17 protein-coding genes, 1 tRNA gene and 1 pseudogene are annotated in these 17,821 nt (G+C 54.8%); 12 read left to right on the top strand and 7 right to left on the bottom strand.

Annotated elements, in window-relative coordinates:
• The first annotated feature begins 70 nt into the window (after positions 1-70).
• Positions 71-793, top strand: a complete 723-nt coding sequence (locus tag J2Y56_RS19705; protein ID WP_007944476.1) for an amidotransferase — start codon at positions 71-73, stop codon at positions 791-793.
• Between the two features lie 84 nt (positions 794-877).
• On the opposite strand, the gene J2Y56_RS19700 is transcribed toward J2Y56_RS19705, so the two are convergent.
• From J2Y56_RS19700 to J2Y56_RS19690, 3 genes are all read right to left on the bottom strand, one after another.
• On the bottom strand, positions 878-1,852 hold the full coding sequence (locus tag J2Y56_RS19700) for a magnesium and cobalt transport protein CorA (RefSeq protein WP_007944477.1): 975 nt from the start codon (positions 1,850-1,852) through the stop codon (positions 878-880).
• Positions 1,853-1,985: 133 nt separating this feature from the next.
• Entirely contained in the window at positions 1,986-2,708 is a 723-nt protein-coding gene (locus J2Y56_RS19695; RefSeq protein ID WP_007944478.1) for a 1-acyl-sn-glycerol-3-phosphate acyltransferase, read from the bottom strand.
• 213 nt (positions 2,709-2,921) lie between these two features.
• Positions 2,922-3,611: a crotonase/enoyl-CoA hydratase family protein gene (locus J2Y56_RS19690; protein ID WP_007944480.1), complete on the bottom strand. Its 690-nt coding sequence runs from the start codon at positions 3,609-3,611 to the stop codon at positions 2,922-2,924.
• A gap of 308 nt (positions 3,612-3,919) precedes the next feature.
• Here J2Y56_RS19690 and J2Y56_RS19685 point away from each other — a divergent pair.
• Positions 3,920-4,009 (top strand) — tRNA-Ser (locus J2Y56_RS19685).
• Positions 4,010-4,312: 303 nt separating this feature from the next.
• Positions 4,313-4,495 carry a hypothetical protein gene (locus J2Y56_RS19680; RefSeq protein WP_007944481.1) on the top strand — a complete coding sequence of 61 codons (183 nt, stop codon included), beginning with the start codon at positions 4,313-4,315 and terminating at the stop codon, positions 4,493-4,495.
• Between the two features lie 191 nt (positions 4,496-4,686).
• On the opposite strand, the gene J2Y56_RS19675 is transcribed toward J2Y56_RS19680, so the two are convergent.
• Positions 4,687-5,340 carry a YopT-type cysteine protease domain-containing protein gene (locus J2Y56_RS19675; RefSeq protein ID WP_310352131.1) on the bottom strand — a complete coding sequence of 218 codons (654 nt, stop codon included), beginning with the start codon at positions 5,338-5,340 and terminating at the stop codon, positions 4,687-4,689.
• A gap of 585 nt (positions 5,341-5,925) precedes the next feature.
• Between J2Y56_RS19675 and J2Y56_RS19670 the strand changes: the two are divergent.
• From J2Y56_RS19670 to J2Y56_RS19635, 8 genes and pseudogenes are all read left to right on the top strand, one after another.
• Positions 5,926-6,699: pseudogene (locus tag J2Y56_RS19670) on the top strand (hypothetical protein); the annotation flags it as partial.
• A 30-nt stretch (positions 6,700-6,729) separates the two neighbouring features.
• On the top strand, positions 6,730-7,050 hold the full coding sequence (locus J2Y56_RS19665; protein WP_033049030.1) for a YbjQ family protein: 321 nt from the start codon (positions 6,730-6,732) through the stop codon (positions 7,048-7,050).
• Positions 7,051-7,214: 164 nt separating this feature from the next.
• On the top strand, positions 7,215-7,403 hold the full coding sequence (locus J2Y56_RS19660) for a hypothetical protein (RefSeq protein WP_007944489.1): 189 nt from the start codon (positions 7,215-7,217) through the stop codon (positions 7,401-7,403).
• 334 nt (positions 7,404-7,737) lie between these two features.
• Positions 7,738-8,109, top strand: a complete 372-nt coding sequence (locus J2Y56_RS19655) for a hypothetical protein (RefSeq protein ID WP_007944491.1) — start codon at positions 7,738-7,740, stop codon at positions 8,107-8,109.
• A 113-nt stretch (positions 8,110-8,222) separates the two neighbouring features.
• A complete protein-coding gene (locus J2Y56_RS19650; protein WP_310352130.1) occupies positions 8,223-8,684 on the top strand; it encodes a glycine zipper domain-containing protein in 462 nt (153 codons plus the stop codon).
• Between the two features lie 123 nt (positions 8,685-8,807).
• Positions 8,808-8,996 (top strand): hypothetical protein, encoded by a 189-nt coding sequence (locus J2Y56_RS19645; protein ID WP_310337468.1) that lies wholly within the window; start codon positions 8,808-8,810, stop codon positions 8,994-8,996.
• A gap of 105 nt (positions 8,997-9,101) precedes the next feature.
• Positions 9,102-9,314 carry a hypothetical protein gene (locus J2Y56_RS19640; RefSeq protein WP_310352128.1) on the top strand — a complete coding sequence of 71 codons (213 nt, stop codon included), beginning with the start codon at positions 9,102-9,104 and terminating at the stop codon, positions 9,312-9,314.
• 80 nt (positions 9,315-9,394) lie between these two features.
• On the top strand, positions 9,395-9,724 hold the full coding sequence (locus tag J2Y56_RS19635) for a hypothetical protein (protein WP_007944496.1): 330 nt from the start codon (positions 9,395-9,397) through the stop codon (positions 9,722-9,724).
• A 538-nt stretch (positions 9,725-10,262) separates the two neighbouring features.
• Here the strand turns inward: J2Y56_RS19635 and J2Y56_RS19630 are convergent.
• Both J2Y56_RS19630 and J2Y56_RS19620 read right to left on the bottom strand, forming a co-directional pair.
• Complete coding sequence (locus tag J2Y56_RS19630) at positions 10,263-10,652, bottom strand: hypothetical protein (protein ID WP_310352124.1); 390 nt, start codon at positions 10,650-10,652, stop codon at positions 10,263-10,265.
• Positions 10,653-11,140: 488 nt separating this feature from the next.
• A complete protein-coding gene (locus J2Y56_RS19620; RefSeq protein ID WP_310352120.1) occupies positions 11,141-15,997 on the bottom strand; it encodes an RHS repeat-associated core domain-containing protein in 4,857 nt (1,618 codons plus the stop codon).
• 252 nt (positions 15,998-16,249) lie between these two features.
• Between J2Y56_RS19620 and J2Y56_RS19615 the strand changes: the two genes are divergently transcribed.
• On the top strand, positions 16,250-16,945 hold the full coding sequence (locus J2Y56_RS19615) for an HAD-IA family hydrolase (RefSeq protein WP_007944499.1): 696 nt from the start codon (positions 16,250-16,252) through the stop codon (positions 16,943-16,945).
• A gap of 70 nt (positions 16,946-17,015) precedes the next feature.
• On the opposite strand, the gene J2Y56_RS19610 is transcribed toward J2Y56_RS19615, so the two are convergent.
• The gene (locus tag J2Y56_RS19610) at positions 17,016-17,762 is read right to left on the bottom strand and encodes a 3-oxoacyl-ACP reductase family protein (protein ID WP_310352118.1); all 747 of its coding nucleotides are present in this window, start codon (positions 17,760-17,762) and stop codon (positions 17,016-17,018) included.
• Positions 17,763-17,821 lie beyond the last annotated feature (59 nt).

The raw sequence follows: 17,821 nt of genomic DNA, 5'->3' as shown, positions 1-17,821 counted from the left end.
TGCCTTGGAACGGTGTTTCGAGGCAGGCTCTGGGGTGTGCATTATTCCCATCACGTGTCAGGTATTTTTTATGTCGTTACGCATCTGCATTCTGGAAACCGACATCCTGCGTCCAGAATTGGTCGACCAATATCAGGGCTACGGGCAGATGTTCAAACACCTGTTTTCGCAGCAACCTATCGCGGCCGAGTTCACGGTTTACAACGTGATGCAGGGCGAATACCCAAGCGATGAGCTGACCTTCGATGCTTATCTGGTCACCGGCAGCAAGGCCGATTCCTTCGGCACCGACCCGTGGATCGAAACCCTAAAAACTTACCTGCTGACCCGCTACGAGCGCGGCGACAAGCTGCTAGGCGTGTGTTTTGGCCATCAACTGCTGGCGCTGTTGCTGGGCGGTAAAAGCGAACGTGCAACCCAAGGCTGGGGCGTCGGCACCCACCGTTATAAACTCGCGGCCAAGGCGCCGTGGATGAGCCCGGTCAGGGAAGAGTTGACCTTGTTGATCAGCCACCAGGATCAGGTGACCTCGCTACCGGAAAACGCTACGGTCATCGCCTCCAGCGATTTCTGCCCGTTCGCCGCTTACCACATCAACGATCAAGTGCTGTGCTTCCAGGGGCATCCGGAGTTCATTCACGATTATTCGCGTGCGCTGTTGGAGATCCGTCAACAAGCGCTGGGCGAGCAGATTTACTCCAAAGGTGTAGCCAGCCTTGATCAGGAGCATCATGGTGCTACCGTTGCGGAGTGGATGATGCGGTTTGTGGCGCACAAGCCAGAAACGGTTTAAAGCTAAAACATGCAGGCTCGCCCACACTGAATATCCCTGTGGGAGCGAGCCTGCTCGCGATTGTCACAGTCACCTCGGTATTGACTAAAGCCATCCCGACCTCTTGAAACTCGCCCACAACCCTGTACACCCCACCGCAATAAACGCCAGCACCCCGAAGTACCCGTACTGCCACGCCAGCTCCGGCATGTTCTGGAAGTTCATCCCGTAAATTCCGGCCACGGCCGTCGGAAACGCCAAAATCGCCGCCCACGCCGCAAACTTGCGCTGCACCACGCTCTGGCGTGAAGCTTCCAGCAGCACCCCAATCTCAATGGTCTGGCTGGCAATGTCTGCCAAAGTTGTCAGGTCTTCCATCTGCCGCGTCACGTGAATCTGCACATCACGGAAGTACGGGCGCATGTTCTTGTCGATGAACGGGAAGCTCAACTTCTGCAGTTCCTCACCGATCTCCACCATCGGCGCCGCATAACGACGCAGGCGCAACACATCCCGACGCAGGCCGTGAAGTTTCTGGATGTCACGTTCATTCAGCGTACCGCACAACAACACGTTGCGTTCCAGCTCATCGATCTCGGCATGGATCGCTTCGCCCATCGGCTGGTAGTTTTCAATCACGAAATCGAGGAGGGCATAGAGGACGAAATCTTCCCCATGCTCAAGTAACAACGGACGCGCCTCACAACGCTGACGGACATAGGCGTAGGACGCCGAATGACCATTGCGTGCCGTAATGATGTAACCGTTGCCGGCAAATATATGGGTCTCGATGAACTCCAATTTGCCTTCGTTACGTATTGGCGAATACGTGACGATAAACAGCGCATCACCGAAGGTTTCGAGCTTCGGCCGGCTGTGCTTTTCCAAGGCGTCTTCGATGGCCAGCTCATGCAGGTTGAACTGGCGTTGCAGGTTGGCCAGTTCCTGAGCGTCCGGCTCTTCAAGGCCGATCCAGACAAAGTGGCCAGGCTTGGCGGCCCAGGCAGCACCTTCGTCGAGGGTGATATTGGTGACTTTCTTACCGGCGCTGTAAACCGCAGCAGCAACAACTCTACCCATGATTCAGGTTCACTTCTTATTGGCAGGTGGCAGTGGCAGGCAATCATCAGCTTAGCCTTGTCTACTGCTTGAGAGTGAGTGAACTCTGCAGAGTTCGCAGGCAAAAGAAAACCCGCACCAGGCGGGTTTCTTTTTACGCGGCTTGCAGTTGCCGATCCATCGAAGCGATGCACTCGCGCATCTGCTCGCGACACTGATCCATCAACATGGGCATGTCGTCCAGGCTCAATCCCGCTGTCGGAATCGCCGGCAAAGAACGAATCAGAACGTTCCCACTGCGCCAGCGGTTCAATCGCATGTGTTTGACGTAACTGCTGACACACACCGGCACGATCGGCACGCCGGCAGCAATCGCCATCTGGAACGCGCCTTTCTTGAACGGCAGCAACTCTTCGCCAAGGTTGCGCGTGCCTTCCGGGAAGACCCAGATCGAAGTATCTTCATGCTGCAGGGTATGTGTGGTGGTCAACATTGACTGACGCGCCTTATGGGCATTGCCGCGGTCGATCAACACGTTACCGGCCAGCCAGAACAACTGCCCGAACAGTGGCACCCACTTGAGGCTTTTCTTGCCAATGCACACGGTGCGGCGGGGCACCACGTTGCCGAACACAAACAAGTCGTAGTTGGACTGGTGATTGGCGACGATCACACAGCTGGCAGGCTTGTCCATCAATGGCCCGACATCGGTCTTCACCCGTAAACGCAAAATACACATCGCCGGCCACGCATACAGGCGTGCGCACAAGCGGCTGTTGTCCGGGTTGAACGGGCGACACAGGCCCAGGATTACCCCAAGTACGCCAGCCAGAATAAAGTGCAAGCCCATCAAGAACATACGAAACACAAACAGCATTTGCAGGCCCCACCGGGACAAAAGGTGGCGCAGTGTACGGATGTGCACTGTTTTCGGCAATTGCCACTAAAGAGGGGGAGAAAAGCAATGTTTGTGAGCATGTTTCTGACTAATTGGTCAGATGTGTTCTAGAGCGGTTGCAGGCTTTTTAACGCGACGCGTAAGAAAAAGCCCGACACGACGGTCGGGCTTTTCGGCACAGCAAGTATGGGCTTAACCCAAATGCTCCTGGTCCAGGATGATCGCGTTGTCCAGCGTCTCCAGTAACGCCTTGCGTACTTTCAGCTTGGTGTTCTTGTGCGCGGTCATGTTGATCTTCTTCAACTGACGAGCCGCCGCCAGCGCTGCACCTTGCAACTCTTCGGCCGACACCACTACGTCGAGGAATCCGGCATCTACCGCACTCTGCGGGTTAAACATCTCACCATTGATCACTGAGCGGTGGAACGCCGACTTGCGCAGACGATCACGCGCAATCTCGATACCCGCGTGGTGCATGGTCATGCCGATCTGCACTTCGTTCAGGCCAATGCTGAACGGGCCTTCGACACCAATGCGGTAATCCGCCGACAACAACAGGAACGCACCCTTGGCCACGGCATGCCCAGGGCACGCCACGATCACCGGGAACGGGTGCGACAGGAGGCGACGGGCCAAGGTCGAACCGGCCGTCACCAACGCCACGGCTTCTTTAGGGCCGGACGTCATCACCTTCAAGTCATAACCACCGGACAGAATCCCGGGCGTACCGGTAATGATCACCACCGCACGATCCGTCACCGCTTGATCCAGTGCCGCGTTAAACGCAGTAATCACGTCGGGCGAGATGGCATTGACCTTGCCATTGCTCAAGGTCAGGGTCGCGATACCGTCTTCGAGGTGGTAGGAAATCAACTCACTCATGACGCTATTCCTTGTATGAAAGTTGACGCAGAAGTTACCCACCAAGGCAGGCCAGGTAAAGCGCCGTGACTGACCCGCCAGTCACCCTTTCCCCGCCAGGCAAGCGTGGCCCGCCACACCCGCCGCGCATTCCCCTCTATATAGATGAGGGCGCGAAGCCGGAGATTGGCAGGTTTGCCATGGGCAGCAACCCGCCGGAATCGCTAAAACGCTAAGCGCATGAAAATTCTGCAAAAAAAGTTTGCCATCAGAAAAGGTTTCGACTACATTAGCGCGCCTCGACAGACAGAACTTGTTTGACGAGATACGGTGAAGTGTCCGAGTGGCTTAAGGAGCACGCCTGGAAAGTGTGTATACAAGAAATTGTATCGAGAGTTCGAATCTCTCCTTCACCGCCAAATTCGATGTAACCAGAACCCCTGATTTCGAGAGAAATCAGGGGTTTTGTGGTTTCTGGGTCTGGATTTTGTGAGTGGCGCTGCCGTTTCTGAATTTTATGCAGGACGAATCGCAGGCTTGTAGGAAGTCGTGCTGGAAAGCCAGGCAGTCGGGGCGTCCACGAGGTTTAGCGTCTCAAATGAGCCATTTCGAGAGGGGTTTTCGATTTGTGCCTTCGGGTTCAAGATGAAAAACAGCGCAGTACATATGACGGCTCCCCCTTAATTCGAAATGGACTTACGCGCGATATGCAGGAAATGACCATGAATCAGGCCGAACTCGAAAAGATCCACGTAGAGATCATCAAATCGCTCGCTGAGCAACGCAAGTTGAATGCTGAAGCGGGCAAGATGACCCGTGAAACCTTTTGGTATCCGGTGGCAATAGCCATTGGGATGATTGGTACGGTAGCAACCGTCACTGCAATGTTGATTAAACTTCTTTAGCGCCTGATTTTTGGAGAGTGTCAGATTTTTTGTGTGCGGGCGTGTAACGGCCTGCCGTTAGGTAGGCCTTCATTTCACCAGGTTGGCCTGACGAATCGATCCCGTACAAAACCTCAAGCGTGGTGATCGAAACGAGAGGCGCTGAGAGCAAGCCAAACACGACATCAAAAAGAGTATTGCAGAAAAGGGGGTTACGCGGATTCTGCCGCTCCCCTGGATTCATTATCAATATTGGAGGGCGATTCGTACATGTTGACGCTCAGTCTAGAGAAATAAGAGTAACGCTTATCAAAAACGTTGCTCATCCAGTTCTCGAATTCGGTAGAGGAGTTGAACGACATTTCACCAAAATTAGGGTCCATAAATTTTATGCAGTCCTGCTCCTTAATGCATGCGACGGCATGTCCCGGCCCGGATGGATTGTATAGGTAGCACATGTTAAAGCCGTCTTTGTCGTCGTTGACCACCATGCTCATCGCATTCGACAGTCCCTCTGAGCAAAAGTCGTTAGGCTTCAGGTTCAGCGTGCCAAGATGATTAAGGTGGAGTTTTAATTCATACTGAATACGGTCCTGTACCTCGATCGGAGCAAGTGCAGAGTAATCGCTATCCAAATACGAGGACACCACTTCCCACTTTGAAGATGAGTCAGCAAGCCAAGAAAAAAAGTCTTGGTTCTGCGAATTTTTAAGAAGATATTTCGCAGACATGGCCATGCAGACGCCACTGTCGGTGGCGTTTGTTCTGACGCCATAGACCTCGTAAACGTTCTTGGTTATTTCAGATTGTTTGTAGTCAACCTGAATACTTCCGAATTTCTCACTGTTGTGTATAGCATTGAGCATAGCTTTACTCTGAAAGGTGCTTTATTAAGTCAGTGTTAGCATCGGGGTTCGAATGATGAACTTCCCTCCGCGAGCTAGCCGAGGTTAGGTCGCCAGCGCACTGTATAAACTGACAGACGATGCATCATTCCAGCCAGCTTCACCTGTTTACAATGAAGCTATCCATAGTGCTGATTTTGGGTTGTCCACAAACGACGAGCAGACCCGCAGACCCGCCTTAGCAAACAGCGGGTGCAGCATCTCGCTTTATCTGGTCAGTCACTTGCAATTTTCGCTCATTTCACAGGAGTATTTTGACAAAGAGCTACGTGTATGGATTGTGCTCCGGCGTAGGTGCTGGCCAGAGCGAGCTCTATGCGAACGCCCCTCATTCCCAGGGTAACTTTCAATGAAAAAAAACGATGTTCTTGGCTCTTCAGATCTAACCGCGAACATGATGTTTTCGCGTTGACGTTATTTGTTCCATTCTACTAAGCTCAGATTATCGCCCTCCCCAATGCAGTACCCTTCTGTGTAGTCCAAATGGCAGTTGTGTGATGGTCTAGGAAAAAATCAAGAGCAAGAAAAAGCGGCCGAAGAGAACTTATCCTTTTCCCGCCGTCGGGATTTTCGTCCCTTTTTTGTGCAAAAGTGTGTGGTGGTGAAGAAGCCAGCGATCCGGCGAAACTCGGCTGGATGGTCGGATCGCCACCTCCTGCCGACGATCAGCGTTTTACGAGGCTTGGTCGCCCCGGACCCATTGATTTTTGCACTGCGTAACGATATCGACGCCCTTAGCTTCAAACCACTTGGCGCAACGCAGTCGATGAGCTGGGATCAATCCCTCGCGGCCATTTACACCGACGGGATTGTGGTGATGTCATCGCCAGAGCGACCGGTCGCAACGTTGCACAGATGTTGTCTGAGGGCATCTGGACTCACCTGGGCGCCGAGCAGGATGCCTATTTCACGGTGGACTCCATCGGGACGCCGTTTGCTGGCGGTGGCTTGAACACCGGCTTGCGAGACCTCGCCCGATTTGGCGAGATGTTGCGCAATAATGGCCGGTTCGACGGCCAGCAGATCGTGCCCCAAGCCGTCGTGGATGACATTCGCCGTGGCGGCGACAAACAGATTTTTGCCAAGGCTGGTTATGACTTGTTGAAGGGCTGGAGTTACCGCTCGATGTGGTGGGTGACGGACAAAGAGGGCGGGGCATTCATGGCGCGTGGTGTTCATGGCCAGCGCATCTATGTCGATCCCAAAGCCGAGATGGTGAGTGTTCGCTATGCCTCGCACCCGGTTGCCAGCAATTCTGCGAATGATCCTGTGACGTTGCCGGCGTTTGATGCGTTGGCCGCCTATCTGTCCAAGTTACCTTTATCCACTGCTTATGAAGAAGAAATCCCCATGATCACCACCACAACCCACGCCATCGAAGGCCGCCAAATCACCGCTTACCTGGACATCGTCAGTGCCGAGTCAGTGCAGGGCATAAACGTTATCCGTGACGTGTTCGCCGGGATGCGGGATTTTTTCGGGGGGCGGTCCCAGACGTTGGAGCGTGCGTTGAAGGAGGCACGGATTCAGGCGACTGACGAGATCAAGGAACGGGCTCGGGCACTTCAGGCGGACGCGGTGGTGGGGCTCGATTTTGAGATCAGTATGCCGTCCGGCAAAGGTGGGATGGTGGTGGTTTTTGTGACAGGGACTGCGGTCAAACTGAATTGATTCATTCTGCTTTATCACGCATAGAGTTTGGGCCACTCGTCGGGCATGCGAAAATCTGAATTACAAGTCGGGTAGTGACCGGCTAGTCTCAAAAGCCTTGGCGGTCGATATTTTTCAGGCAAAGGGCTTTGCCGGTGTCGACCCTTTTTGAGAGAGGAAGAGGTATGGCTGATCCGTATATCGAAGACGACGGGGCTGAATTTCCGATCAACAATTGCGTTAATTGTGGCCAGACCGAGTATGTGGCAGGCTTTGGGGAAGACCCGGTCCAAATCATCAAAATGAAATCGACAACGCCCAGAGGCCCTAAGGCGAAATTTTTGCCAAGAGTGGCGGCGCCGCCCAAGAAGTAACGGTTAACCGGACAGACCCCGCCATCGAGCGGGGTTTTCATTTTCACGCTATCGATTATCGATTCAAACCGGACCTCAGACATTCGGTCATGGCGCCCGGTTGTTTTTCACAAACTTTTCACAGGTTCGGTCGTAGGCTCAAACCATCCGTTAGAAAGCAGTACCCTAGCCCGTTCCCCAGCGGGCTTTTTTTTGCCTGTCATAAAACCTTTTCCATAAAAGCTGTCCAACCGACGCTAATTGCGAGATGCGGAGGTTTTTGTGTGGACGTTTACCGCGCTAAAGCATTCAATCACCCGCTTTCGTTTTTCCCCCCTATTTTGAGGTTTTTGTCATGCGTTTAACGTTGCCTGCTCTGGTTCTTGGCCTTTTGGTTGCTCAAGGCGCGATGGCTGCCAGTGATGGCACCGCCGCAATCGGCGGCGGTCTGGGCGGCGCGCTGGGTAATGTGGTCGGCCAGAGCATGGGCGGCAGCACCGGCGCAGCGATCGGTGCTGGCGTAGCGGGCGCAGCTGGCAGCGCTGTTGCGGCGCCTAAAGGCCGTCGTACCGAAGCCGCCATCGGTGGCGGTGTAGGTGCAGCCGGTGGTTCGGTGATCGGCCACAGCCTGGGCGGCAAGACCGGCTCCACCATTGGCGCAGGTTTGGGTGGTGCCTTGGGCGGCGGCGTAGGCAGCAACCTGGGTAAAGGTCACAAGCGTCACTGATCCTGATCGATCAGCATTGAAGAGCCCGGCTAAATGCCGGGCTTTTCTTTTATGAACGATTCTTTAAACATAGTCTCAAAGCCCATATACCCCAGAAGAACATGAGGCGTCCTATGACACCGGTTAACAACGGCAAAAAGACTAAACGTTTGGCACTGTCCGCGTTTTTGGCTGGACTGTTGATGGCTCAAGGAGCAATGGCAGCCAATGACGGCACCGCAGCTGTAGGCGGCGGTCTGGGTGGTGCATTGGGTAACGTCGTCGGCGGACAATTGGGCGGCAGCACGGGCGCAGCCATTGGCGCCGGTGTCGGCGGCGCGGCAGGGAGCGCAGTCGGGGCGAATAAGGGCAGTCGCAACGAAGCAGCCATTGGCGGTGGCTTAGGTGCGGCAGGCGGCTCGATAATTGGTAAAAGCCTCGGCGGCTCAACGGGTTCGACCATTGGTGCGGGCCTTGGCGGTGCAGCGGGTGGTGGCGTCGGCAACAACCTGGGCAACGACGACGATGATCATGGCAGTTCCCATTCCGGTAATGGCCATAAGCACAAGCACAAGCATAAAAACAAACATCACTAACTCGGTATCGAGTTGCAAAACCCGGCCCCGTGCCGGGTTTTTCGTATCTGGGCGCCGCAAACCGGAACGATTGGCCACAGGCAGTCTCGAACTTTATACACACCAAACATGACGAGGCATGCCATGACGCCTGAAACCGAAGGCACCGAAGAAAAAGGCCCGAGCGGGCTTCCGTTCATCAATGACCCCGGCAATGAAGATCCAGGATCACTGATGGACGATGCCACGGTGCCACTCAACGATTCTGATGACGCGGGCGATGTGGGGAATCTCGAGTACGAAGAAGAGGATGAAGACGTAGAAGAAGATTGATCTTTGTTGCCGTGCTTCGACCGATCGTCTCTCCGATCGAACACTCCCCTGCATCATCCCCTCGAAGTTTCAGGGCATGATTTTCACGCCCTTCGAGAGGTGCTTATGAACGCAGATCCGAAAGACACTGACGCCGACGACACCCCTGAATATCCGCTGCCTTCACCGACTGACCCGTTGAGTCGCGATCAACGTCCGCCGGATGACGATACGGCGGTAGAGCAACTGCCAGCCGATGATGTGAGGCGCGGTGATGTCGAGGCGGATCCTGAGGATCCGGACATTGCCGGTGAAGATCTATCAGGTGAACCCAGCTGAAAAGCCGCTGGTCGATTGTGCGGCAACTTTAAAAAGTGAGCGCTGCCACATAGGTATGCACCTTTTAAAGGAGATGCACCATGATCAGTTCAAAGTTAACAGCCCTGATCATTGCAGGGCTGTTGTCGATCAGTTCATTGACCGCCGTCGCTCAATCCAACGGTAACGATGCGCCTGTGGATAAAGGCGGAATGCCTCCATATACCGAAATGAATGCGAATTCTACGGATGGTAATGCGTTGCCGCCTGGGTCTATCCAAAACGGAAATGGTGGTGATGCCAATGGGAGCAGCACTGGGACGGGAAGTGGGGTGGTGAGTGGTGGGAGTTCGATGGGGAAGGGGGCTGAAAAGGATGGTAGTGCGGATAATAGCGGCACTGGCGGTGCCAAAAATAAGAATGATAATTAATCTCACGGCTGACTGAAGGTAGCAAAGCCCAGCTATATGTTGGGCTTTTGATATCCGCTGTTTCCGACTCTACCGCTCGTACGCTATAAACCGGTTTCAACACCTATTTGCTAACGATTCGATCCACCGTGTGTAGAATTCTCGTTGTCGCTGGATGTTGTTCGTAAGATTTGTTTCCTCATAGTCGAATATTCTCACAATATCCTCGTCCTCCGCTGGTATGCCTAAGCGAAGTTCATACGCTACTAATCCTGCGGACATTTGCGATGACATTCGCGAAGGGTAAACGTTGATTTTCGCACCTTTGCATAGAAATTTCGTTTCGGGGAAATCCGCCCGCAATAGCCCAAGACATTCAAACAGGTCATGGGCTTTATATGTTTTGTTTGGATTGCTTCTGAGTCGTAAGGTTGATAGGGCTCCCTCGCGTCCGTATTCAATTATAGACCTATCAGTGATACCGTCGGAATGGGTGGCGATTTCAAATGTTTTCATGAGCGTCTTTGAGTTAAAGGTTATTTTTAGTCTGTGTCGACTATTATTTCAGAGATTTTAGCCAGCGATGGAAGAAGTCAGTTTGCAACTGTGGATCATTAATAATGTCTTGGTCGTCATACTGAAAGATATTAACAAGATCTTTTCGTGACGCGCGGACGCCTAATTTGTGCTCGTAAGCGACTACTCCTGAGCTCATCTGTGAGGACATGCTAGAAGGTCGAACATTCAATTTTGCTCCTTTGCACAGGAACTTAATATCTGGCCTATGCATTATGATTTTCCCTAGACAGTCATAAATATCAAACCCTGATAAGTATTTCGTCCATCCACTTTCTAGTGTTACCTTCATGGTTGATTTTTGTGGGTCGTAATCGAGAACCGCTATTTCGATTTTTCCGCCGATCAGAATAGAAATTTCCTCAATTGTCATTCATTGTTTTCTCAGAGGGTTCGGTATAGAGTGTCCCGCATAGCTGTCGTCTTTTTAATAGTCATCTAATTACTGCTCCTCCTCGTCGTTTTTTTCAGTTTCAATCCATTTCCTAAAAAAAGCTCGCTGTTCGGCTGAGTCATTGGTTAGATTGTGTTCGTCATAATCGAATATGTAGATCACATCGTCGAATGATGCGGCTTTACCTAAAGTTAATTCGTACGCTTTCAATCCTAGAGACATCTGTGATGACATGCTGGACGTATGAACGTTTACTTTTGATCCTTTGCATAGGAATTTTATTCCAGTGTTATCTTCTCGAGTGCGAGCGAAGCATCTATAAAAATCAGAGTCCGAATAGGTTTTGGATAATCCGTTTTGCATAGTGAATATAATAGTTACATCTCCGTTTCCAGCTTTATTGTCACATGTCAACTGAGCTGTTTCCTTGGCTCCATTGTTTTCAATAGTTATCTCTACTGTCCATATCATTTCTTAATTATCCTGTTTGGGTTGGGTATGGAGTAACCAAACTCTTTGCCATTATCAAGAATTAAGGTCGCTCCAAGCACATCCTCTTTTGCTATACGACTTGGAATGGCAATTTCTTTTTCTCTCCCAAACTCGTACAAAGATCCTAGTTCTATCTTTAGATCGTGTCCGGGAATTTTGTTGAGTGTGTACAGATAGCCCGTTTTTGTGTTGTATTCAGTGGCGAAAAATTTTCCGGCTTCCCTGGAAGTGGACGTGCTAATAAAATTGCTAGGTGGATCCCGACTGTCTAATGAGTGTAGTAGTAGGTCGTTGCTTTTTCCTTTGCTTTTAAAACCATTTTCAAATACATCGTGAGGTTCTTTATCGTCCCCGCGATATAAGAAGTCGTCCTCTTTTTTGGGTTTTGGTAGTTGGGGTTCACGATTTTCAATCGCTATCTTACTGACCGGATCCTCCTCCCCAAACCCCGGCCTCTTACACCCATCCCCCCCAGGGCACTCACTCAACCCCAACGGATCAACCCATCCCGTCGGGTTCCGCGTGTACTGATACCCGTTTATTCCACCCGCCAACCCACTCGGATCCGGCGTTAAATACCGTCCAAGATCCGGGTTGTAGTAACGATGCCGGTTGTAATGCGGCCCTGTCTCCGCATCGAAATACTGCCCTTGAAACCTCAGCGGTTGATCCAGTACCTGATGGGTATCTCGGTTAAGCCGGGTCAGGCGGCCGTAGGCGGTGTATTGCGCGGCCCAGATGATGTCGCCGCTGTAGTCGGTGAGTTCTTGCGGGGTGCCGAGGTGGTCGAGTTGGTAGTAGAACGGGCAGGCCTGGCGGGGGCCTTTGCCGTCGAGCATGGCGAGTGGGCGGAAGGTGCCGGGTTCGTAGAGGTAGCTGCGATGGTGGTCCTGGCTGTGTTCGGCGATGAGGTGGTCGCCTTGCCAGAAAAATTCGGTGGTTTTGCCGTCGACGGTTTTGCTGATTCGGCGACCGAAGGCGTCGTAGCGGTAGGTCGCGCAGGTGCCGTTGGGTAGCGTGGCGCCGATGAGTCGGTGTTGGCAGTCATAACGGTATTCGGTGACGAGTTTTTGCGCGGTACCTCGGCGTTCGCGGATCAGATTGCCGAAGGCGTCGTAGTCGAAATGCCGGTCGCCTTGCATTAACAGCCGATTGCCTTTGACGGCGGACGGGCCGGGGCGATCCTGCATCAGCAGATTGCCGGCCGGGTCGTGGGCGAAGCTCTCGGGTTGTTGATCGCGGGAATGGCGGACGCGGATCAGGCGGTTCAGGGGATCGTATTGGTAGTTGCGTTGACCGTGGCGGGTGTCAGCGAGGGTGTCCAGGTTGCCGTTGGCGCTGTAGGCGAAGTCACGCCGATACAGCGGTTGCTGATGTTGGCTGACGGCATGGGCCTTCAGGCGACCTTGTTCGTCATGCTCGTACTGGCTGTGTAACAAGCCTTGCTGACGCTGCTGCTCACGGCCGAATTGATAGGTATGGCTCGTAAGACGTGTGCCGTTGAGGTCAATGGCGGTCAGTGCGCCACCCTTGGCGCGGTGGTAAGCGAGTTTGCTGTTATCCGGCAGGCGCAAGTGGCTGAGTCGGCCGCAAGCGTCGTAGCCGTAACGCAATGTGGCCCAACTCTGGTGTTCAGTAATCAGCCGGTTCTGGGTGTCGTATTCGAACTCCAGTGGGTGATCGTGGTTGTCATTAACGCTGACCAAGCGGCCGAGGCCGTCGTAGTGGTATTCGACCTTGATGCCGTCGGGCAGGGTTTTGATCAGCAGGCGACCTGTCGAGTCCCGTTGATAACGGGTAATCAGCTGCGAGCCGTCGTCGCCGAACTCGGTTTTCTCCAGCAGGTGACCATTGAGGTCATAGGCGTACGCCGTGCGTCGACCATCAAACCCGCTTTCCTGTTGGATGAATCCACTGGGTGTGTAGTCCAGCTGATAGCGTTCGCCGGATTCGTTTTCGATTTCAGTCAGCAGCAGCCGCGCGTTGTCATAGCGATAGCGCAGTTGCGTGCCGTCGGGGTTGATCCTGCGACTGACCAGGTGCAGGTCATCGTCGTACTCAAAACGCGTGATCCGGCCCAGCTCATCGCGTTCGGCGGTGATCTTGCCGTAGGCGTTGTAGCTGAAGGCTCGGCTGGCGCCTGTAGGAAGTGTCGTCTGAATCAGTCGGCCAACGGCGTCCCACTGGTAGTGAGTGACAGCACGGTGTTGGTCCTGACGGGTAATTTGCCGTCCCAGAACATCGTAGGAAAACCGGCGCTGTCCACCGTTCGGCAGGGTTTCCTCGATCAGTTGCCCGAGAGCATCCCGAACGAACACATGACGGCTGTTGTCCGGATAACGGATCGACAGCAGGCGACCTTGAGCGTCGTAGTGGTTGTGGGTGATCTGGCCGTCGGGATCGATGGCCTCGGTAATATCGCCTTGAGCATTGCGTTGATATTTCCATACCGCTTTGCCGCGATAGCACGCATGCAGGAAGCCGTAGCGGTACTCGTAGGACGTTGGCTCATCTTCGGGGGGAATCAGCGCAATCAGCCGCCCGATGTCGTCGTAGCGGTATTGAGTAATCGCCCCCAGCGGTCCCTGTTCGGCAATCAGCTGACCCTTGTGGTCATATGTCTTGAGATGCTCGGCGCCATCCGGCTCAACCCGGCGCACCAATCGCGCCGTGTCGTCATGGACATACACTTCCTCGCTGCCATCGACGTTTTTAACCCGCACTGCGCCGTTGTTGTCCCAGGCATAGCGCGTATCCATCTGCGCGAACGTTGCCCAATGCCGTATGCATCGGGCGGCTTTGCCGGACTGTTCCCACTCCCAAAAGAAACTTGCCCCACCGGCCAGTTGCCGCTGGAGAATCACGTGTTGGTCGTCGTAGTCGTATCGTTCGCTTTCACCGGCGGCATTGGTCGCTTCGATGAGTCGCTGTCGGGCGTCGTAGCGGTAGGCAATGAGCGTTTGCTCTGTCCGCCAGGCGTCATCCGCGGTGTCGGCAGGGTGAAATGACTGATACTCGACGGCGATGATGTGCCGACGTTCGTAGCGCAACAGCAGCGCTCGACCTGCACCGTTGTCGAGGCGGTGAATGCGATCCTGGCGGTCACGGGTGATGTGCAATCGGTTGTTGTAGGCGTCACTGATCGCGGTCAGCCGCCCATTGCGAAAGTGATAAAAACGCACCGTCTCGCCAGCCAGGGCGAGGACTAATTCCTCAGGTTGATCCCCAAGATAAATCGCGGCCCGGGACAGGCTGTTGTGAATGGCCGGGCGTGCCTCGCTTGGCAGCGGAAAGGTTGTGCGGCGGTTTTCATGGTCGATCCAGACGACGTGTTCTGCGTCCAGTTCCAACCGGTGCGCCAGCGAATGACTCCAACCCCAGCCCAGCCCGCAATCGATTTCCACGGCGCTGGTGCGGTACAGCCGGGTGAACGCAAATGGCAGCAAACCGTTGAGCGAACCATCGTCCAGCGTCAGCAACTCTTCGCCGGTGACCATCGACACCGGGCAACCGTTGGTGCAGGTGAGTGGTGCGCAATCGGCGCTGTCACCGTTGGGGTTTTTCGCCTGGTCGGGCGCGTCGTCACGCTGTTCGTGCCGCCCCAGGCGAGTCTTGGCTGCGGATTTGTTGCGAGCAATGGCGACCGGGTTGTTCACCAACACAACCGGCGCGGAGCCGGCGCTGATCTGCAACGGCACCACAGGCGCTGGGTTCAGTGCAGAAGTCCGGACATTGACCGCGAGAGGTTTGAGCACCCCCGCGTGACTTGTGAGGTCGGGCAGGGTGGCCAGGCGCAAACTGGCGGCAGCCAGCCATTTGCGCGCACGTTCCGATTTGATGTTGCTCAGCACCCTGGCGCTGATGCCGAGCGTCAGTCCTGCACCACCGGTGAAACGAGCCAGCAGGAATCCGATCAATATCCCTGTACGAATCTCTGACACGACCTCGGCGATGTGCTGTGGCGGTAGCATTCGAAGCCAACTGGTGAACGCCGCCAGATGGATGAACATCAACGGCTCGTCACTCAACACCAACAACAGATTGGCAATCGATTCCGCCGAGGCCTGCAACAGCGTTTCAAGTTCGGTTTCGGTCAGGTATTCAAGGAGCTTTTCGCTGTTGGCTTGCAGGTCCGTGATCAGCTCGTAAATCTGCTTCACGTCGTCCCACAATCCGTTCAGCGACTTCTCGAAACCCAGCCAGTCAGCCTGTTGCAGCAGGTCGTAGCGCTTGATGAATCCGGCCTCGGAAAACGCTGCCCATGACGGTTCGAATTCGCTCGACCATTCATTGCGCAGCCAGCCTTCCAGGTCGTCGATGACGCCTTGATAGGAGGCGTACAACGCTTTGACATGGTCAGTGGAGACATTCGGGAAGAAGGTGATGCGATAACGCTGACCGCGCTCGCATTCGGGAATTTCGAGGATGCCGCTGGGGCCGATCTCGTGGTTGACCGGCTCGCCATAGGTGCCATCAGCGTTCAACGGCTCCAACGTTACCGGCGTATTGCCAATCGGCAGGAACCGCGCCGCGTCGAACATGTGTACCAGCGTCAACGGGCCGCTGGCCGCACACGCCGCGACGGTTGCGCTGACCGGTGTCGTGGAATGTTTTGGCGCGAACAGCCGGACTTCGTTGCCGACCTTGAACACCTGCTCGATATCCAGCGCCTTGCCGGTCCAGAAACTCTCAGCCCAGGCGTCGTAGTCGTTGAGGCACAGCCGAAAGTCTGCGAGCAGCGCTTCGACGTTCGGTTGCTCGGGGTCCATGGCCGCGACCACCAGTAGCCCGATGGCGTTATTCAAGGCCAGTACCTTGTCAGGTTCGAGCATTCGCAGTCCCTCGCGCAGATCAAATGTGAGCGCGAGACTTTGCGTGGGATCAGCGGGTAAAGAAGTCGGGAAAGGAGGCGTTTTATGTAGGGAAAATCGCTAAATGACGACCAGCACTTTTTGTAAAGGTCAGGCATTGCCCGTTGCCCAACGTCAGCCGCGCTCGCTATGCTGCTGAATCCTTTAATCGATCACGGAACCGGCTGTATTTGAGCCGCCTCCGGGGCGTCATTAGAAAACGGAACCGATGCGATGAATGCACCGCTCAATCAGTTCGGCCCGATCAAGGCTGTGATTTTCGACATGGACGGCTTGTTGCTGGACACCGAAGGCATTTACACCGAGGTCACGTCCTTGATCGCCGCGCGTTACGGTCGGGTTTTTGACTGGAGCATCAAGCAAAACATTATCGGTCGTGGTGCCGGTGATCTGGCGCGTTACGTGGTCCAGGCGCTCGATCTGCCGATTACCGCCGAAGAGTTCCTGGTGATCCGTGAGCCGCTGATGCGCGAGCGTTTTCCTGCCGCTCTGGCGATGCCGGGTGCAGAAGAACTGGTGCGGCACTTGAAGGCCAACCAGATTCCGATTGCGGTGGGCACCAGTTCTTCGCGTCAGTCGTTCGCTCAGAAAACCACATTGCACCGTGACTGGTTTGCGCTGTTCGACTTCATCGTGACGGCGGATGATCCAGAAGTAGGCGCCGCCAAACCGGCACCGGATATCTTCCTCACGGCAGCGAGGCGCCTTGGCGTAGCGCCTGAGGATTGCCTGGTGTTTGAAGACTCACCGTTTGGTGTCACTGCGGCAAAAGCGGCGGGGATGACCGCGATAGCGATCCCGGACGCGGCCATGGCGGATGAAAAATACGCACATGCCGATGGCATTCTTCGAACGCTGAAGGCGTTCACACCGAGCGCTTGCGGCTTGCCAGCCCTGGAATGGGCTTAGAGCGATACACAAAAAAACGCCGGCAATCTGATCAGGGTTGCCGGCGTTTTTGTTTCGATCAAACCGTGGATCAGGCGCCGAAACCACCGTCGATGGTCAGGCTGGCCCCTGTGATGTAACCCGCTTCCGGTCCGACCAGGTAAGCCACGAAGCTGGCGATTTCTTCAGCCTTGCCGTAACGACCCACTGCCATTAACGGGATCAGGCTTTCAGCGAAGTCACCGTGGGCCGGGTTCATGTCGGTGTCGACCGGGCCCGGCTGCACGTTGTTGATGGTGATGCCGCGCGGGCCGAGGTCGCGGGCCAGACCTTTGGTCAGGCCGACCAGCGCCGCTTTGCTCATGGCATACGGGCCGCCGCCGGCGAAGGGCATGCGATCGGCGTTGGTGCTGCCGATGTTGATGATGCGACCGCCCTCGGTCATGTGTATGGCGGCGGCCTGCGTGGCAATGAACACGCTGCGCACGTTGATGGCGAGGGTCTGGTCGAAGTCTTCGAGTTTGAAATCTTCCAGAGGGGCAACGGCCAGCACGCCGGCGTTGTTGACCAGGATGTCCAGGCGGCCGAAGGCTTTGACAGTCGCACTCACGGCGCTGCGAATGGCCTCGGCGTCGGCGCTGTCCGCCTTGATGGCCAGGGCTTTGCCGCCGCTGGTGGTGATGCTGTTTTGCAATTCTTCGGCTTTGGCGGTGGAGCTGACGTAGGTGAAGGCAACGGTTGCGCCTTCAGCGGCCAGGCGTTTAACGATGGCTGCGCCGATACCGCGAGATCCGCCCTGGATGAACGCCACTTTGCCGATGAGGTTCTGAGTAGTCATATCGATCTCCAAAGTCCCGAGGCGGATGCCTCGGTTGATGGAGCCTAGTATCGATTGAG

The sequence above is a fragment of the Pseudomonas sp. BE134 genome (assembly GCF_031456105.1).
Lineage (GTDB): Bacteria > Pseudomonadota > Gammaproteobacteria > Pseudomonadales > Pseudomonadaceae > Aquipseudomonas.
The sequence above is the reverse complement of the archived record's forward strand: the minus strand, read 5'-3'. Positions and strand labels throughout refer to the sequence as shown.

Bases quoted from the DNA above. Each gene is read 5' to 3' on its own strand.
- J2Y56_RS19690 (WP_007944480.1), bottom strand. From the start codon at position 3,611: ATGAGTGAGTTGATTTCCTACCACCTCGAAGACGGTATCGCGACCCTG.
- J2Y56_RS19705 (WP_007944476.1), top strand. From the start codon at position 71: ATGTCGTTACGCATCTGCATTCTGGAAACCGACATCCTGCGTCCAGAA.
- J2Y56_RS19660 (WP_007944489.1), top strand. From the start codon at position 7,215: ATGGCTGATCCGTATATCGAAGACGACGGGGCTGAATTTCCGATCAAC.
- J2Y56_RS19615 (WP_007944499.1), top strand. From the start codon at position 16,250: ATGAATGCACCGCTCAATCAGTTCGGCCCGATCAAGGCTGTGATTTTC.
- J2Y56_RS19640 (WP_310352128.1), top strand. From the start codon at position 9,102: ATGAACGCAGATCCGAAAGACACTGACGCCGACGACACCCCTGAATAT.
- J2Y56_RS19665 (WP_033049030.1), top strand. From the start codon at position 6,730: ATGATCACCACCACAACCCACGCCATCGAAGGCCGCCAAATCACCGCT.
- J2Y56_RS19635 (WP_007944496.1), top strand. From the start codon at position 9,395: ATGATCAGTTCAAAGTTAACAGCCCTGATCATTGCAGGGCTGTTGTCG.
- J2Y56_RS19620 (WP_310352120.1), bottom strand. From the start codon at position 15,997: ATGCTCGAACCTGACAAGGTACTGGCCTTGAATAACGCCATCGGGCTA.
- J2Y56_RS19700 (WP_007944477.1), bottom strand. From the start codon at position 1,852: ATGGGTAGAGTTGTTGCTGCTGCGGTTTACAGCGCCGGTAAGAAAGTC.
- J2Y56_RS19680 (WP_007944481.1), top strand. From the start codon at position 4,313: ATGAATCAGGCCGAACTCGAAAAGATCCACGTAGAGATCATCAAATCG.
- J2Y56_RS19645 (WP_310337468.1), top strand. From the start codon at position 8,808: ATGACGCCTGAAACCGAAGGCACCGAAGAAAAAGGCCCGAGCGGGCTT.
- J2Y56_RS19655 (WP_007944491.1), top strand. From the start codon at position 7,738: ATGCGTTTAACGTTGCCTGCTCTGGTTCTTGGCCTTTTGGTTGCTCAA.
- J2Y56_RS19610 (WP_310352118.1), bottom strand. From the start codon at position 17,762: ATGACTACTCAGAACCTCATCGGCAAAGTGGCGTTCATCCAGGGCGGA.
- J2Y56_RS19650 (WP_310352130.1), top strand. From the start codon at position 8,223: ATGACACCGGTTAACAACGGCAAAAAGACTAAACGTTTGGCACTGTCC.
- J2Y56_RS19695 (WP_007944478.1), bottom strand. From the start codon at position 2,708: ATGCTGTTTGTGTTTCGTATGTTCTTGATGGGCTTGCACTTTATTCTG.
- J2Y56_RS19630 (WP_310352124.1), bottom strand. From the start codon at position 10,652: ATGACAATTGAGGAAATTTCTATTCTGATCGGCGGAAAAATCGAAATA.
- J2Y56_RS19675 (WP_310352131.1), bottom strand. From the start codon at position 5,340: ATGCTCAATGCTATACACAACAGTGAGAAATTCGGAAGTATTCAGGTT.